A 16889-nucleotide genomic window follows, 5' to 3' on the forward strand; every position below is an offset into this window, starting at 1 on the left:
CCTGCCCGCCGGTCATCGCTGCCAGCGCTGCAGGTACTCCCGATGCTTGGGCGAAAGCCGCACCAGCCGCTGCTCTTTGATGTGCACCGCAGCCAGCTGTGTCTCGGCGATCACCGACGGTCGTGAGTCCGGCGCGGCGTTGAGCGATCGCACTTCATAGCCGAGGGTGAAATCCACGGCGCGCAGTCGCTTGGTCCACATCGTCACCTGCAGTGGTGAATCGTCCAACCGCAGTTGGCCTTTGTAGAGCACCTGGACCTCGTGGATGAGCAAACCGATGGTGGTGATGTCCTCGGCGAACGGCTCTGCCAGGAAGTCGACCCGTGCCTCCTCCAGGATCGTCACCATCGTGGCGTGGTTGATGTGCTGATACATGTCGATGTCCGACCAGCGCACGTGCACGCCGGTGGTGAATCCATTAACCACTTGACCCTGTTCCACTCGTCCTGGTCATGCTTCGGATCTGGCGTGCCGCCACCGACAGTGTGGCCAGGTCGCGTTCGTCGTCGGCATAGATCTCGGCCAGCGTGCGACGTGCCCGCTCGACCCGGGATCCGTTGGTGTGCTCCCACTCGGCGATCTTCTCCTCCCCCGTCTCCTCGGGCTCGCCGACCGCCAGCACGTCGAGGCACAGAGCCCGCAACGATCCGTAGATATCGTCGCGAATGGCCAAGCGTGCCAACGAGTGCCAGCGGTCGTCGCGAGGGAGTCCGGACACCGCGGTCAGCAGACCGTCGGTGCTCAGGTGATCCATCAGGGCGAAGTAGGTGTCGGCGACCTCGGCGGGATCCCGGTCGACGATGTCGGCGATGTCGATCACGTCGAGCAGGCTGTACTGGTACAGGCCGGTGGCCACCGTGTAGGCCAGATCGGCCGGGGCGCCGTGCGCTTCGAACTCACCGGCCTCCTTGGCCACGATCGCCTTGTCGTCGCCGCGCAGCCAGTGCGACATCCGCGGCGTCAGCTCGGCCAGCGTGGCGGCGAACCGGTTGATCTCGGCGCCGACGGCCAGCGGCTGCGGCCGGTAGTTCAGCAGCCAGCGCGACGCCCGGTCCAGCAGGCGACGCAGATCCAGGGTCATCCGGTCGGAGACGTTGACCGGCAACCCTTCCCGCGATGCGTCGAGGATGCGCTGCCAGACCTTGGTGATCCCGAAGATCGCGTCGGTGGCCACGAACGTGCGGACCGCGTCGACGTATCCCACGCCGGTGTCCTCGGTGACCCGGTAGGCGAAGGTGATGCCGCCGGTGTCGACGACGTTGTTGACCAACATCGTCGTGGTGATCTCCCGGCGCAGCTGGTGGCCGCGGATTTCAGCTGCGAAGTGGTCGCGCAGCTGGCTCGGGAAGTATTGCGGCAGCCGCGCGGCGAACACCTCCTGGTCGGGCAGCTCGCTGGCGAGCAGGTCGTCCTTGAGGGACAGCTTCACGTGGGCCATCAGGGTCGCCAATTCCGGGGAGGTCAGCCCGATGCCCACCTCTTGGCGGCGGCGGATCTCCTTGTTCGACGGCAACGCCTCCAGCCCGCGATTGAGTCCGCGCCGCTCCTCGAGCTCGACGATCTGGCGGGCGTGCACGTTGAGCAGCGTCGCGGCGTTGGCCCGGCTGGTGCCCATCAGATCGTTCTGGTCGACGTTGTCGGTCAGGACCAGCCGCGACACCTCGTCGGTCATCGAGGCCAGCAGCTCGGTGCGCTCGTCGGCGCTCACCTTGTCCGCGGTGACCAGCGAGTCGACCAGGATCTTGATGTTGACCTCGTGGTCGCTGCAGTCCACGCCGGCGGAGTTGTCCATGGCGTCGGTGTTGATGCGGCCACCGCACAGATCGAACTCGACCCGGCCCAGTGAGGTCACCCCGAGGTTGCCGCCCTCGCCGATCACCTTGGCGCGCACCTGGTTTCCGTTCACCCGGATGGTGTCGTTGGCGCGGTCACCGACTTCGGCATCGGATTCGGACTCGGCTTTGATGTAGGTGCCGATGCCGCCGTTGAACCACAGATCCACCGGGGCTTGCATGATCGCCTTCATCAGCGCGGGCGGGGTGACCTCGTCGGCCTCGCCCTGCAGGCCGAGCGCGGCACGCATCTGCGGGCTGACCGGAATCGACTTCTGCTGGCGGCTGAACACGCCTCCGCCCGCACTGATCAGGCTGGGATCGTAGTCCTCCCAGCTCGACCGGGGCAGCTCGAACAGTCGACGCCGTTCCTGCCACGACCGCTCCGCGTCCGGGTCGGGATCGATGAAGATGTGCCGGTGGTCGAACGCGGCGATCAGCCGGATGTGGTGCGACAGCAGCATTCCGTTGCCGAAGACGTCGCCGCTCATGTCACCGACTCCGACGACGGTGAAGTCCTGGCTCTGGGTGTCCACGCCCATCTCGCGGAAGTGCCGTTTGACCGACTCCCAGGCGCCTTTGGCGGTGATGCCCATGGCCTTGTGGTCGTAGCCGACCGAACCGCCGGAGGCGAACGCGTCGCCCAGCCAGAAGCCGTACGACTGGGCAACGTCGTTGGCGATGTCGGAGAAGGTGGCGGTGCCCTTGTCGGCGGCGACGACGAGGTAGGCGTCGTCGCCGTCGCGGCGGACCACCCGGGGCGGGGTGATGACCTGTCCGGTAGCCCGGTCGACGTTGTCGGTGACATCGAGTAGGCCGGCGATGAACAGCCGGTAACAGGCGATTCCCTCGTGGCGGAACGCATCCCGGTCCGCGGCGGCATCCCCGAGCGGCGCGGGTGGCTTCTTGACGACGAATCCACCCTTGGCGCCGACGGGCACGATCACCGCATTCTTGACGGCCTGGGCTTTGACCAGGCCGAGGATTTCGGTGCGGAAATCCTCCCGGCGATCCGACCACCGCAAGCCACCGCGCGCCACGTGACCGAACCGCAGATGCACGCCCTCGACCCGAGGTGAGTAGACGAAGATCTCGAACTTCGGCCGGGGCAGCGGCAATTCGTCGATCAGCTGCGGGTCGAGCTTCAGCGACAGCACGTTCTGCGCATGCGCCGAGTCGGGACTGGTGACGAAGTAGTTGGTCCGCAGCGTCGCTTGGATCATCGTCGCGAACGCCCGCAGCACCCGGTCGGTGTCGAGGCTGACCAGCGCGTCGATGTCGGCTGCCACCGCGTCGGCCGCGGCGAGCGCGTCCAGGCCCTTGTCGGCGGAGTCCGGGTCGAACATCGCCTCGAAGAGGGTCACCAGTGAGCGCGCGGTGCCCGGATTACCGTTGAGCACCGACTCGATGTGCGACTGACTGTAGGGAAAAGCCGCCTGCCGCAAGTACTTCGCGTAGGCCCGCAACACGGCGACCTGCTGCCAGGTCAGCCCGGCGCGCAGCACCAGTTCGTTGAACCGGTCGATCTCGGCGCGCCCCTGCCAGATGGCGGTGACGGCATCGGCGAACCGCTGCGCGGTGGCGTCCCACTCCTCCTGGGTGGCGGCGTCGGGCATGGACGCGTCCGGCCGGATCTTGAACTGGTAGATCCAGACCTTCAGTCCGTCCGGGCGCACCACGGTGAACGGGCGCTCCTCGAGCACCAGCACCCCCATGCACTGCAGCATCGGCAGCAGGTGACTCAGGGATGCGGTCGATCCGCCCAGGTACCAGGTGAGGAAGGCCTCATTGCCCTCGTCGCCCTGCTCGAACTGCAGCTTGACCGAATCCTCTTGCAGCGCTTCGATGAAACCGATGTCGGTGATCGCCTCGGTGGAGGTGACGGCCTGCTTGAACGTCTCGGGCAGCGCTTCGGCGTAGTGTTCGGCGATCGCCTGGTCGATCTTGCCGGTCCGCGCCGAACCGATCAGCCGGTCACCCCAGGTGCGCAGCGCGTCGGTGAGCAGGCCCTGCACCCGGATGCGGTTCTGCTCGCTGTCGTCGATCGATTCACGTGTTGAGCTGTCCGGCAGTCGCACCGTGAAATGAACCACCGCCCAGGGTGATTCACTGACCCGCGCGGTGTAGTCGATGCTCAGACCGCCGAACTCACGCACCAGGATGTCCTGCATCGCCAGCCGCACCACGGTGGTGTAGCGGTCGCGGGGCAGATACACCAGGGCGGATACGAATTGGCCGAGTTGGCCGGCACGCAGAAACAGTAGGGCGCGACGGCGCGAGCCGAGGTCGACGACGGCAATCGCCATCGCCAGCAGCTGCTCGGCGGTCAGCGAGAACAGCTCCGAGCGCGGAATGGTCTGGATGATGTCGAGCATCAGCTGCCCGGGGTGGCTGGGGTCGCTCTTCGACATCGCCAGCACGTCGCGCACCCGCCGCGAAATCAGTGGAATGTCAAGAACGTTGGCGCTCATCGCCGCCGCCGTGAACAGCCCGACGAACCGGTGTTCCACATCCCCGGAGGTCATGTGCTCGCGGATCACCACGATGTACGGGTACGCCCCGTAGCGCAGGAAGCTGGGCATGGTGGCCTGCGCCAGCACCAGCACATCGCCGGGGTTGGTGAGCTCGGGCAGCACCTCGGTGCGCAACCGCGCCACACCCAGCCTGCTGGATTCGACGACGGTGGCGACCCCGTCGCGCACCGTGCAGTCCTGACAGCCCAGCAGGATGAAGTGGCCGTCGGACAGCCACCGCAACAGGTCGGCGACGTCGCTGCGGTCCGCGCCGACGAATCGGCTTCCGGTGTCGGTGTCGATCTCGCGGGCGAGGTCGTGCAGCGCGGCGGACAGCGCCGTCGAATCCAGCGCCACCTGCCGGGCGTCGGCCACCGCCATCGGGAGCATCCGCTCCGCCTCGGCCAGCGCCTTGCGGTTCACCGACGGCGAGAGTTGCACGTGGATCCAGGATTCGTCGATCCCGTCGGACTCCGGGCCTGCCGGTTCGTTCATCGACGACGGCCGTACGTCCAGCAGCTCTCCGGTTGCTCTGCGCCGCACCCGGAAGACCGGGTTCATCAACGCGACATAGCTGACGCCGAGCCGATGCAGCAGCACGGTGACCGAATCCAGGAGCATGGTGGCCTGGTCGGTGACGATCTGCAGCGCGGGCCCGAAGCCGCCGGGGTCGTCGCCGGGATAAACGGCGACCAGTGTCTCGCCGACGGACCGGACGCGCGCCAGCCGCTCGTGGGCGGCAATCAGCTCGGTGGGCACCGCCTGCTCGGCGGCCGCCGCGACCAGCGGACCGGTGTCGGTGGCGTCAACGTCGGGGGCCCCGCCGTGCGGCCCGCGATAGGTGGCGAGATAGGCCTCACCCAGTGACTCGGTAGCTTTGGGGTCAACCGTCATACCTGCGACTCCTGATCAGCGTGCGAACCGACGCTGGTCCGCAGCCGCCAACATTAGTCGCGTGTGAGCCTGCGGTGGGTGACCCTGTGCGGACGGGCCGCGTCGGCTCCCATTCGCTCGATCTTGTTCTCCTCGTAGGCACCGAAGTTACCTTCGAACCAGAACCACTTGGCCTCGTTGTCGTCGTCACCCTCCCACGCCAGGATGTGCGTGCAGGTGCGGTCCAGGAACCAGCGGTCGTGGCTGATCACCACCGCGCAACCCGGGAAGTTCTCCAGCGCGTTCTCCAGCGAGGACAGCGTTTCGACGTCCAGGTCGTTGGTGGGCTCGTCGAGCAGGATCAGGTTGCCGCCCTCCTTGAGGGTCAGCGCCAGGTTGAGCCGGTTGCGCTCACCACCGGAGAGCACGCCGGCCGGCTTCTGCTGATCGGGCCCCTTGAACCCGAACGCCGACACGTAAGCCCGCGACGGGATCTCGTTCTGACCGACCTCGATGTAGTCGAGACCGTCCGAAACCACCTGCCACACCGTCTTTTTCGGGTCGATGCCGGCGCGGCTCTGGTCGACATAGCTCAGCTTGACGGTATCGCCGACCCGCACGGATCCGCTGTCGGGCTGTTCCAGTCCGACGATGGTCTTGAACAGGGTGGTCTTACCGACACCGTTGGGGCCGATGACGCCGACGATGCCGTTGCGGGGCAACGTGAACGACAGGTCCTTGATCAGCGTGCGGCCCTCGAACCCCTTGTCGAGGTGCTCGACCTCGACCACCACGCTGCCCAGCCGCGGCGGAGCCGGGATCTGGATTTCCTCGAAGTCGAGCTTCCGGGTCTTCTCCGCCTCGGCGACCATCTCCTCGTACCGGCCGAGGCGAGCCTTGTTCTTGGCCTGCCGGGCCTTGGCGCCGGAGCGCACCCAGGCCAGTTCCTCCTTGAGGCGCTTCTGCAGCTTCTGGTCCTTCTTGCCCTGCACCTCGAGGCGCTCGGCCTTCTTCTCCAGATAGGTCGAGTAGTTGCCCTCGTACGGGTAGGCGCGGCCGCGGTCGAGTTCGAGGATCCACTCGGCGACGTTGTCCAGGAAGTACCGGTCGTGGGTGACGGCCAGGATCGCGCCCTTGTAAGCGGCGAGGTGCTGTTCGAGCCACAGCACGCTCTCGGCGTCGAGGTGGTTGGTCGGCTCGTCGAGCAGCAGCAGGTCCGGTTTGGACAGCAGCAGTTTGCAGAGCGCCACGCGACGCTTCTCGCCACCGGACAGGTGCGTCACCGGCTCGTCCGGCGGCGGGCAGCGCAACGCGTCCATCGCCTGCTCGAGCTGCGAATCGATGTCCCAGGCGTCCTCGGCGTCCAGCTCCTCCTGGAGCTTGCCCATCTCGTCCATGAGCTCGTCGGTGTAGTCGGTGGCCATCAGCTCGGCCACTTCGTTGTACCGGTTGAGCTTGGCTTTGATCGCCACGCCCTCTTCGACGTTCTCCCGGACGGTCTTGGTCTCGTCGAGCTGCGGCTCCTGCATGAGGATGCCGACCGTGGCTCCCGGCGCCAGCATCGCGTCGCCGTTGTTGGCCTGGTCCAGGCCGGCCATGATCTTCAGCACGCTGGACTTACCCGCACCGTTGGGGCCGACGACGCCGATCTTGGCTCCGGGCAGGAAGGCGAGCGTGACGTCATCGAGGATGACCTTGTCGCCGTGTGCCTTGCGGACCTTGCGCATCGTGTAGATGTATTCGGCCATTGCCGCGGGGGTGCCTTCCGTCTTTGTCGTGAAATGCTCGCCGACCATCCTAGGCGCGCCGCGGCCGGGCCTCGCGGCCGCGCTGGACCACGCCAGCGCGGCCACCGCCTCCGCTACGCCGAGAAGGCCAGATCGGCTGTCTGCTCGACATCGTCGGCGGCGTCGGGCTGGTCCTCGGTGAGCGGCTCGGCATCGACCGGTTCAGCCGGCTTGGACTGAGGCTGCTCGAAGCGGACGATCGCCCGCGACAGGTCGGGGCCGACCGCCGTGGCCCGCATCTCCAGCGAAGACCGCCGGACGCCGTCCTTGTCGTCGTACTCGCTGGTGAACACGTCGCCGACGACGATCACCGGGGCGCCCTTGTACAGGCCGGCGCCGACGCCGGTGACCAACTTGCCCCAGCAGTTGACGGTGATGAACAAGGAGTTGCCGGGCTCCCAGGTGCCGTCTCCCGTGCGGCGCCTGGAGTTACTGGCCACCCGGAAGCTGATCACTTCCTGGTCGCCGACGACTCGGCGGCGAAGGTCGGTGACAACGCGGCCGACGACGGTGAGATGGGTTTCGAACATGGCTTGGGTCCTTTCGTTTCACTGCGGTTGCGCCTCCAGTGAGCCGCCGGACCCCGACAGCCGCGTTCCCAGCTCGGGTGAGCGGGCCGCGGCCTGTGGACGAACGTCGAACTGGGGATACATCTCGTCGATCCCGCCGCGAACGTAACGTCAGGGCGCTAGATCGGCGATTTCGCCGCCGTGGTGTTACAGCCGGCGACCGACGCGGTCCTCAGCTTCCATTTTCGCGCTGCGCCAGATGGGCCAGCATCGCGTTGTAGGCGGTCAGGTCGGCGTCGTCGTCGCGCTCGGCGGCGCGGTCGAGCCGCTTGGCGGTGCGCCGGTCACTTCGGCTCCACTGGATGAGCAACGCGATCATCACCACGACGAGCGGGATTTCGCCTGCCGCCCAAGCGATTCCGCCGCCGAGATGCTGATCGGCGAGCAGGTCGGTATGCCAGCTCAGCTTCAGCGAACGGTAGAAACTCTCCCCCAGCACCTGATCCATGCCCATCATCACCACGCCGAAGAACGCGTGCAGCGGCAGTGAGGCGAACACCATCGCGATCTTGGCCACCGCCGGCAGCGGGCGTGGCGTGGGGTCGACGCCGATGACCACCCAGTAGAAGAGGTAGCCGCTGACCAAAAAGTGCAGGTTCATCAGGACGTGCGCACCGTGCAGACCGGCCGCGGCGTCGAAGATGCCGCCGAAGTAGAGGCCGTAGAACCCCGCGACGAACACGATCGTGGCCACCACCGGGTGGGTGAAGAATCGCGACCACTTGCTGTGCAGACCGTCGAGCAGCCATTCCCGCGGCCCGGGCGGGTTGCCCTTACCCGCGGCGGGCAGCGCCCGCAGCGCCAGCGTCACCGGTGCGCCGAGCACCAGCAGGACCGGAATCAACATCGACAGCAGCATGTGCGCCGTCATGTGCACGCTGAACATGGCCGGCATATAGCGGCCCACACCCGAGGACGTGGTGAACAGCAGCGCCGCGCAGCCCAGCAACCAGGCGAACGTCCGGCCCGGCGGCCACGAGTCACCCCGACGGCGTAACCGGAGCACGCCGGCCAGGTACACCGCGGCGAACACGAGTGCCGCCGTGCCGAAGACCAGGTCGAAGCGCCAGTCCAGCAGGATCCGCGCGACGGTCGGCGGCCCGGCCAGGTCGTAGCCGATCCCGACTTCGGCCGGTGACGGGTTGGCCACCAGCGGAGGCGGCGGCGGAGTGCGGCCCAGACCCACCGCGATGCCGAACGTGAGGCCGAAGACGAGGGCCTCCACCGACGCCAGTCGGACCAGCACACCGCGGGCCTGCGGGTCGGCCTGCAGCGCGGCCACCAGTCCGCGGCGTTGGCGCCACCCGATCGCGCCCAGTAGGCACAGCGCGGCGATCTTGGCCACCACCAGCCAGCCGTAGTCGGTGGCGAACAGGTCACCGAGCCGAATCCGGATGAAGGCGTTGATCACCCCGGAGAGCCCCATCGCCACGAAACACCAGAGCGCGACCGCGGAGAATCGCCGCGCCGCCAGGTCGGCGTGCTCGCCGCCGCGCAGCGCGTGCACCAGCAGGGCCAGCAGCCCGCCTGCCCACACCGCACCCGCGAGCAGGTGGATCATCAGGCTGTTGGTGCCGACGTCGTGGGATCCGCCGGCCGAGGAGTGCCCGGTCAAGCCGAGCGGCACCAGCGTGATCAGCGATCCGGCCAGCAGCAGCGGCGTCCACGACCAACGCAGCACCGCCCTACCGGCGAGGGCGACGGCCAATGCCAGGAACGCCGTCCAGCGCCAGGCGCCTGCGGTGTCGACCAGGCCGGCCACCGACCACAGCTGTACCGGGTTGAGGTGCTCGCGCAACGGCTGACCGGAGACGTCGGAGACGGTCAGCGGGACGAGCAGCGCCGCGCAGACCGCCCACGCCCCGGCCGCGGCGACCCCGATCCGCAGCGCGCGGTAGCCGGCGACATCGAGCACTCCGCTGTCCTGCGGTGGGACGAAGAACGTCGCGAACAGGAACGAGCCGACCGCCAGAACCGCCGCGATCTCACCGGCGGCCTGCACGAACGGCAGGCCCAGCGTGGTGACCGGCCCCGGATCGGGCAGGCCGGTCGCGGTCAGCGCGTCGGTGAGGGACAGCGCGCCGATGCCGGCGGCGGTGATGCCGGCCAGCAGGGCCACCATCGACAACACCGGCCAGACCGCGCTGTGGCGGACGGCGGGTGCAGGCATCGTGTCAGCGTATGGCTATTCGCGCTGCCTGAGCTCACGGGCATAGAACTGGGCGCTGGACAGCTCGTGGATGCGGTCCATGTCGGTCAGGATGCTGCGCAGTTCGTGTAGGAAAGCCGCTCGCCGCTCCCGCAGATCGGGTCCGGGCTGCAGCAGATTCTGGTCGGCGACGACCTGCCGCGCCGTCGTGAACAACAGCGCCGACACCGACTCGTTGCTGCGGATTCGGCCCTGGGCTGCGTACTGGGCGCCCACGCCGAGGGCCATCTTGGTGAGCTCCTTCTCTTCGACGTCGCTCGGTGCATCACACAGGACGTCGGCGACGATCGTGTAAGCCTCGATGAACGGCCGCAGCATGGCGTGCGCCATCAACGGCTTCTTGTCGCGCAGCAGGTTGTCCACCGCGTCACCGCCCGCGGCGACCTGGACCTCCCAATCGCGTTGCCACGACATCTCTTCGGCGAGGTGCTCGCGGAAGGCCGCTGAATCGGCGAAGTAGAAGTCGAACTTCAACAAGTCGCGCAGTCGCATCGCCTGATCCCAGAACACCTCCACGCGGTCGCCGTCGGGTGCGCGGCCGGCATGGGCCAGCGCCAGTTCGGCGATCGACGTCTCCAGGAACGCGTGGATCAGGGTGTTGCGGTAGAAGGCCGCCTCGTGCTCGTGCTCCGGCGCGATCCGCCACACCGGCTCGTGACCGCCGTCGACCCGGGTCACCGGATGACCGTTCGACAACGCGTCGACCGCGGCCCGCACCCCGTCCGGCGTGCGGAGCCGCAGCGCACTGTTGGTGACCGGATTCTGTTTACGCTCAAGGTAATCCAGCGAGTCCTGGAGCGTGTGGTGCAGCTGGTTGAGCGTCAACGCCCGACCGCGGGTGGTGAGCAGCAGCGCCGACACCAGGCCGCTGGCGTTGATCGGTGTCACCCGCAGAATCCGCCAAGCCACCTCGAAGGCCATCTTCTGCATGGCAAGCCGTTTGGCGGCCTCGTCCGAGGCGATCGAGCCGCCCGGTTCGCCGAGGTACTGGCGCATCGACACCGCTTCGGGGAAGCGGACGTAGATCTTGCCGTAGTTACGTTCGCCCTGAGCCTTGATGAACTTGTACAGCCATTCGGCGCTCTCCGGCGTTTTCTCGCCACCCCTGGCGTAGGCCGCGTATTCGGTGGTCTCGTGCAACTGGTCGAAGCTGATCGAGACCGGCTGCAGCAGAATGTCTTCACTGCGGCCGTCCAGATAGGCGTCGGCGACGTAGGCGAGCAGTCCGAGCTTGGGCGGCAACATCTTTCCGGTGCGCGACCGGGTGCCCTCGATCGACCAGCTGAGGTTGAATCGCTTCTCGACGATATAGCCGACGAACTGCCGCAGCACGTACTTGTACACCGGGTCATCGAGCTTGCGGCGCAGGAAGATCACGCCGGAGCGGCGCATCAGCGGGCCCATGAAACCGAACGAGAGGTTGATCCCGGCGAACGTGTGCGCCGGCGGAAGCCGGTTCTCCTGCATCGCAACCGGGACGATGACGCCGTCGAGGTAGGACCGGTGCGACCACAGCAAGACCGCCGGATGGTCTTCCAGGCCGCGCCGCATCGACTCGATTTCCATGTTGTCGTAGTCGATTCGGGGATCGAAACCCCGGCTGAAGATCGCTCGCCCGAGGTTGGGGATCAGGTCGACCGAGAACCTGCTCCAGCCCGTGGCGAGCTCGTTGAGCATCTCCTCGGCCTTGGCGGGGTCGGCGTCGGGGATCTTTTCCAGGCCTTCCATGAATCGCGTGGAGGACATCAGTTCGTCGGTGATCAGTTGTGGCGACTTGTATTCCGGGCCCAGCAGCCGCAGTTCCATCCGCTCGATCGCAAGCCTGGCGCGGCGCAGCACGAAGCGCGCGAAGTCCCGGGGGCTGTCGCCGACGGTGTTCTCGTGCCATTGCTGGCGCAGCTCGGAGACTTTCGCCGGTTCGCCCGCGACGATGCGCGCGCGGGACGGATCGCGGCGAAGGATTCTGCGCTGCAGCACTTCTGGCGGTCGGTAGGTGTCCCGCCCGGAGATCAGGCCGACGACCTTGACCCGGGTGGGCAGTCCGCCGGGCACCCAGAACACCCGCACCGGGACGACCAGCCTGTCCTCCCCGACGCCGAGTTCCTCGACGAGTTGGGCCACCACACCGGGCGGCGGATCACCGGCGGGCAGGCGCAGCACCTCGACCTTGGTGTCGGGGTGTGCTCGCCGCTGGGCATGCAGCCAGTCGTTGAGCAGCTCGAACTCCGCCTTCGACGACACCGATGCCAGCACCAGCGCGTCGTCGGTGGTACTGAAGTCAGCCAAGTGGTCGGTGTGGGTCATCGGCGGCCCTTGGCGCTCGGTGACTGCGACTTGGTGGCGGCCTTCTTGGCCGGCGTCTTCTTCGCTGCCGCCTTCTTGGCGGGCGCTTTCTTGGCAGCCTTCTTCGCCGGCGCCTTCTTGTAGATATCGTGCACCGGCACCTCGTCGGTCGGCCAGTTCTTCAGCGTGTCCAGATACAGCTGACGAACCCCTTCGATCCGCTCCGACAGGTCGTCCAACGTCCAGTCCGCTACTGAAAGAGGCGGATACACAACGATATCCACCTCGCCGGGATTCATGGTCGAGGAATCCCGGGAGGCGATCACCTGGGCGTTGCGGATCACGATCGGCACCACCGGAACGCCCGCGGCCATGGCCAGCCGGAAGGGCCCCTTCTTGAACTGGCCGACGGTCCGGGTGTCCAGCCGGGTGCCTTCGGGCGCGATCATGATCGACAAGCCCTTGGCGACCAGATTCTCGACCTCGTGCATGGTTTCGAGGGCGGCCTTGGGGTCGTCCCGGTCGATAAAGACGGTGTCGACCAGCTTGCCGAGCGTGCCGACGACCGGGTCGTCCTTCAGTTCCTTCTTGCCCACGCCGGTCCAGTTGTCCCGCAACAGCGACGCCGTGATGACGGGGTCGGCGTTGTTGCGATGGTTGAAGATGAACACCGCTGGCCGCTGCTTGCGGAGGTTCTCTTCGCCGAGGACGTTGAGCTTCACCCCGTTGACGGCCAACAGCAGGTTCGGGAACGCAGTGGTGAAGAAGTTCAGGCCACGCCGCCGGCTGCGGGTCAGCGTCCCCCACCAGATGGCGCCGGTCGCGGCGGGCACCAGCGCGCCCACGCCGAGCAGTGTGCGCACCTGGCCCATCAGGCCGCCGCTGCCGCGGCTGGAGAACCGCAGGATCGGCCAGCCGCGCCGGCGGGCCACCGCGGCCATCTTGCCTTCGGGGTTGGTCGGCCGCGGGTTGCCGACCAAGTACATCAGCGCGACGTCCTCGTCGCCGTCGGCGTAGAAGTAGGACTGTTTGAGGTCAATGTCGTTGTCGGCGGCGAACTTCTGGACGGCGTTGGCCTTACCGGGGCCCCACAGGATGGGCCGCACCACCTCGCCGGTCAGCACGTCGTTCTCGTCGACCTCGAATCGGTTGGTCAGCGTGCTCTCGATGCCGAGGAAGCGGGCCACCGGCTCGACCTGAAGGGTCAGCGCCGAGGAGCTGAGCACGACGGTGTGCCCGCGCTCCATGTGGGCGTGCACCAGTTCGCGCATCTCGGGATAGATCCGCTTCTCGATCTGTTGCACGAACATCCGGTCGCCGATCTCGTGCAGATCGCTCAATGCGCGTCCCCGCAGGGCCTGCGACGCCTTGGTGATCAGCTCTTCGAATTCCAGCCTGCCGAGCTGATGGTTGAGGCCCGCGGCGATCATCGTGATGAGCTCACCGATTCCCATGTCGCGGCTGCGGAACCGCTCCCGAGTCAGGATGACGGCGGTGAACCCGGCCACCAGCGTGCCGTCCAAATCGAAGAATGCCCCGATCTGCGGTCCCTCGGGGCTGGCCATCACCTCGGCAACCGAGCCGGGCAGGCGCATCTCCGTTTCACTCATCAGTAGGCCACCGATCCGTTCGGGCTGGGTTGGGCGGAGTCGTTGACGTCATCGGGGAACGATGCGGGCACCACGCGCGGCGGCGGATCACCGGCCAGCGACAGCACCTCATCGAAACCGTCGCGCAGACACTGCGCGAACAGGTCCTCGTCGGTGATCGAGGCGCGGTCGTAGCGCGCGGTGACCGTCGCAAAACCGCCGCGAGAGACCAGTACGACCATCATCGCGACGCCGGGCAGCGGGCCGATCCCGTACTGCCGCAGCACTTTTGCGCCGGCGATGTAGGTGTCGCCGGCGTAAACCGGCACGTTGCTGGCCTGGACGTCGGACGCGATGACCGCGCCACTCATCGCCTCGAGGACGGCGTCGGGCAGCAGCCCGACGACCGGCGCGATGGCGCCCATCAAGTCGATGGCCGCCTCCTCGCGCCGAGAGGTCATCTGTTTGCGAATCTTCTGGATCCGCACCGCCGGATCCACCACGGCGATCGGTGCGGCGAGGTTGACCCCGGCGAACCGGTTGCCGCCGGCCGGGTCGGCCTCGGCCCGCAGGCTCACCGGCACCGCCATCGGCAGGCTGTTCACCGGCACGCCGAGCGCTTCGTGGTAGCGCCGCAGGGCCCCGCACAGCCCGGCGAGGTAGGCGTCGTTGATCGAGCCGCCCGCGGCGTGCGCGGCCGCCCGCAGATCGGACAGCCGCATTTCGATCGCCTCGCTGCGCGACGACAGGCTACGCCGGCGCAGCAGCGGCGACGGGTCGGCGGCGCGGGCCACCACCCGACGTCCAGAGCGGGCGTAATCGACGACGTCCCACACGGCCGTGCCGGGATTGCGCACCACGCGGCCAACCACGCCCAGGCCGCCGGCGACGGCGCCGAGCAGCCCACCGACGATGGCACCGGGCAGCTGGTTGATGCCTTCGCGCATCAGGTCGTTGGGCGTGAGGTCCTGTGGCACCGGTAGTGGCGGCGCAGGCCGCGGCGCCGGTTCGCGTTCGAGGTCGTAGATCTCGGCGAACATCGCGGTGGCGCCGACGCCGTCGGTGACGGCGTGACTGAGGTGCAGCAGGGTGGCGGCCTTGCCGCCTTCGAGTCCTTCGACGAGGGTGGCCGTCCACAGCGGCCGCGAGATGTCCAGCGGCGACTGCAGGCTCACCTCAGCGAGGTCGAGCACCTCACGCAGAGTGCCGGGCTCGGGGACGCGGACCCGGCGGACGTGGAAGTCGAGGTTGAAGTCGGGGTCGACCACCCAGCGCGGTGCGGCAGTCGGCAATGTCGGTACGACGACCCGCTGGCGCAGCCGGAGCACTTTGCGCGACGCGTTCTCGAACGCGGTCCGGAACCGGGTCCAGTCCGGGGTGCTGTCGAGGATCTCCAGCGCCATGATTCCCGACCGGGTACGCGGATTGGCCTCGCCACGATGCAGCAGCATGTCGAGGGGGCCGAGCTCGTCCGGCAGACCGTTGACGTCGACGGTCCCGCTCATCGATCCCACCTCATCGACACCAACATCCTCCCGCTCCGCGAACGCCCGCGCGCCCCCAACCACGCTAGTCGGCGCGCGGGGGTGGCGGGTCTCGATTGCGAGTCGGTTACCGCCTCACGCCAGGCAGAGCGGCGGCAGCAGAAGCAGCACCGGCCACAGCAGCGCGGCCAATCCGTAGGCGCCGACCTCGGCGCCGGCCGGCAGCACCCGACCGAGCTGGACCTCGAGCTGCTGCACCGCATCGGCGTGGAAGAAACCCCACACAAGTCCGATCACCAGATAGGGAATGGCAAGCCACATCGCGATTTCGATCACCGCCTCGACCGTCACCTCGTAGCTGAGCAGTCGGCGCAATCTGGTCATCAACTGGTCCACGGCGCCTCCCTCAAATCTGAGAACACAGTTTCTCACAAATGGTTCTCCCGGGCCGCCGTACTCGTTAGCATTGGGCGCACTCGGGGCGGGAGGACATCATCATGCTGACGAAAATTCGGTCGGTGTTGAACTACAGACTGACGATCGCCGAACTGATCGGCATCAACTTGTTGATCGGGATCCCTTATCTCGCTGTGGGTCTGGTGTGGTCGTCGACCCACACCGATCATCTGCAGTCGATGCGGGGCGCGGACCTGGTGGTGTCGTTTCTGGGGTCGATCGTGTCGTGGCCGGTGCTGCTGGTCGCCAATGTCTGCATGACGTGACCGTTCGGCAGGTCGTGGCGGCCGTCGTCGCGGCGGTGCTGCTGACGTTCGGCCTGCTCGCGCTGCGGTGGCCGGTGTACCTCCCGGACTTCGATCCATGGGGCGTACAGATCAAGTGCGGCAGCGGTTTTAGCTCCGACCTGGTTCAGGCCACGTTCGCGGGTAAAGCCGACCAATGCCAGCACGCGCTGGCGATGCGGCGGGCCTGGGCAATCCCGGTGGCAGCATCGGGCTGGCTGATCGTGATCGTGTTGGCGGTGCCCCTGCTGCGGCCACACGAGGTCCGCGCCGCGGACTGACACCCGTCAATTGCTGCGCAACACCAGATTCGCCATGACGAACTGGAGATACGGCTCGTAGAGATCCTGGTCGTCCAGATGGCTTCCCATCAAAACGCCCTCAGTGCTGGCGACCAGGAGCCGAGCCAGGGTCTCGGCCGGCATCCGAAGTTGGCCGCCGAGACGATCGACGTGATTCGTTATGTAGTCGGCAATCCAGTGAATCATCCGCTCGCGCTGCGGCGCCAAACGCTCGCGGGCGTCCGGGTTCCGCAGCAGATAGAGCGAGAACTCGTAATTGAGCGCCGCGTCGACCCGACTTGCGGTTGTGATGCCGCGCCACCGCTTCACAAGTTCGTCGACCAGTTGGTCGTTGAGCGCCTCGAACGAACCGATGACGTCGTCGAAGTTCGCGGCGAGCCGTTGCAGCCGGCGCTCGACCACCGCGAGAAACAGGTCGTCCTTCGCTCCGAAGTGGGACGCAATGGCGCCGCGCGTGTAGCCGGCGACCGCGGCGATGTCGTCGAGCGCCGCACCCGCGAAGCCGTGATCGGCGAATGCCGCCTCCGCCGAGTCGAGCAGCAGGTTGCGGGTATGCGCCAACCGCCGCTCACGCGTCCATCTCTCCACCATGCGTCGATGGTCCCAGATCGCTGATCCGCATTGTGTGACCCGACCTCAATCGATATATTCGTGGTCGGATAATTTATCCGAGTACGTATATAACTTTCTGAGCTGGGATTATTGGTC

The 16889-nt window shown here is 67.1% G+C and carries 12 protein-coding genes; 2 read left to right on the forward strand and 10 right to left on the reverse strand.

Annotated features, from left to right (window positions below; all coding sequences use genetic code 11):
* Window positions 1-12: 12 nt before the first annotated feature.
* The 9 genes from AB4879_RS00725 to AB4879_RS00765 form a co-directional block, all read right to left on the reverse strand.
* Window positions 13-426: a thioesterase family protein gene (locus AB4879_RS00725; protein ID WP_102805727.1), complete on the reverse strand. Its 414-nt coding sequence runs from the start codon at window positions 424-426 to the stop codon at window positions 13-15.
* Entirely contained in the window at window positions 419-5239 is a 4821-nt protein-coding gene (locus AB4879_RS00730) for an NAD-glutamate dehydrogenase (RefSeq protein ID WP_370506003.1), read from the reverse strand. The genes AB4879_RS00725 and AB4879_RS00730 overlap by 8 nt, the downstream gene beginning before the upstream one ends.
* A gap of 53 nt (window positions 5240-5292) precedes the next feature.
* Window positions 5293-6966: an energy-dependent translational throttle protein EttA gene (ettA, locus tag AB4879_RS00735; RefSeq protein WP_102805794.1), complete on the reverse strand. Its 1674-nt coding sequence runs from the start codon at window positions 6964-6966 to the stop codon at window positions 5293-5295.
* Window positions 6967-7079: 113 nt separating this feature from the next.
* Window positions 7080-7535 (reverse strand): single-stranded DNA-binding protein, encoded by a 456-nt coding sequence (locus AB4879_RS00740; RefSeq protein WP_370506004.1) that lies wholly within the window; start codon window positions 7533-7535, stop codon window positions 7080-7082.
* 211 nt (window positions 7536-7746) lie between these two features.
* Window positions 7747-9744 (reverse strand): cytochrome c oxidase assembly protein, encoded by a 1998-nt coding sequence (locus AB4879_RS00745; RefSeq protein WP_370506005.1) that lies wholly within the window; start codon window positions 9742-9744, stop codon window positions 7747-7749.
* Between the two features lie 15 nt (window positions 9745-9759).
* Window positions 9760-12087: a glycerol-3-phosphate 1-O-acyltransferase gene (locus tag AB4879_RS00750; RefSeq protein ID WP_370506006.1), complete on the reverse strand. Its 2328-nt coding sequence runs from the start codon at window positions 12085-12087 to the stop codon at window positions 9760-9762.
* Window positions 12084-13676, reverse strand: coding sequence for an HAD-IB family hydrolase (locus AB4879_RS00755; RefSeq protein WP_370506007.1), 1593 nt, complete (start codon window positions 13674-13676; stop codon window positions 12084-12086). Before AB4879_RS00755 ends, AB4879_RS00750 begins: the two co-directional genes overlap by 4 nt.
* Window positions 13676-15160: a wax ester/triacylglycerol synthase family O-acyltransferase gene (locus AB4879_RS00760; RefSeq protein WP_370506008.1), complete on the reverse strand. Its 1485-nt coding sequence runs from the start codon at window positions 15158-15160 to the stop codon at window positions 13676-13678. Before AB4879_RS00760 ends, AB4879_RS00755 begins: the two co-directional genes overlap by 1 nt.
* A 114-nt stretch (window positions 15161-15274) precedes the next feature.
* Window positions 15275-15535 (reverse strand): hypothetical protein, encoded by a 261-nt coding sequence (locus AB4879_RS00765; protein ID WP_370506009.1) that lies wholly within the window; start codon window positions 15533-15535, stop codon window positions 15275-15277.
* Window positions 15536-15636: 101 nt separating this feature from the next.
* On the opposite strand from AB4879_RS00765, the gene AB4879_RS00770 reads away from it, so the two are divergent.
* Together AB4879_RS00770 and AB4879_RS00775 are read left to right on the forward strand one after the other, a co-directional pair.
* On the forward strand, window positions 15637-15861 hold the full coding sequence (locus AB4879_RS00770; RefSeq protein WP_370506010.1) for a hypothetical protein: 225 nt from the start codon (window positions 15637-15639) through the stop codon (window positions 15859-15861).
* Window positions 15858-16160, forward strand: coding sequence for a hypothetical protein (locus AB4879_RS00775; protein WP_370506011.1), 303 nt, complete (start codon window positions 15858-15860; stop codon window positions 16158-16160). The genes AB4879_RS00770 and AB4879_RS00775 overlap by 4 nt, the downstream gene beginning before the upstream one ends.
* A gap of 6 nt (window positions 16161-16166) precedes the next feature.
* On the opposite strand, the gene AB4879_RS00780 is transcribed toward AB4879_RS00775, so the two are convergent.
* Window positions 16167-16772: a TetR/AcrR family transcriptional regulator gene (locus AB4879_RS00780; protein WP_370506012.1), complete on the reverse strand. Its 606-nt coding sequence runs from the start codon at window positions 16770-16772 to the stop codon at window positions 16167-16169.
* Between the last annotated feature and the right edge of the window lie 117 nt (window positions 16773-16889).

It is taken from the genome of Mycobacterium sp. SA01 (genome assembly GCF_041287105.1).
Lineage (GTDB): Bacteria > Actinomycetota > Actinomycetes > Mycobacteriales > Mycobacteriaceae > Mycobacterium.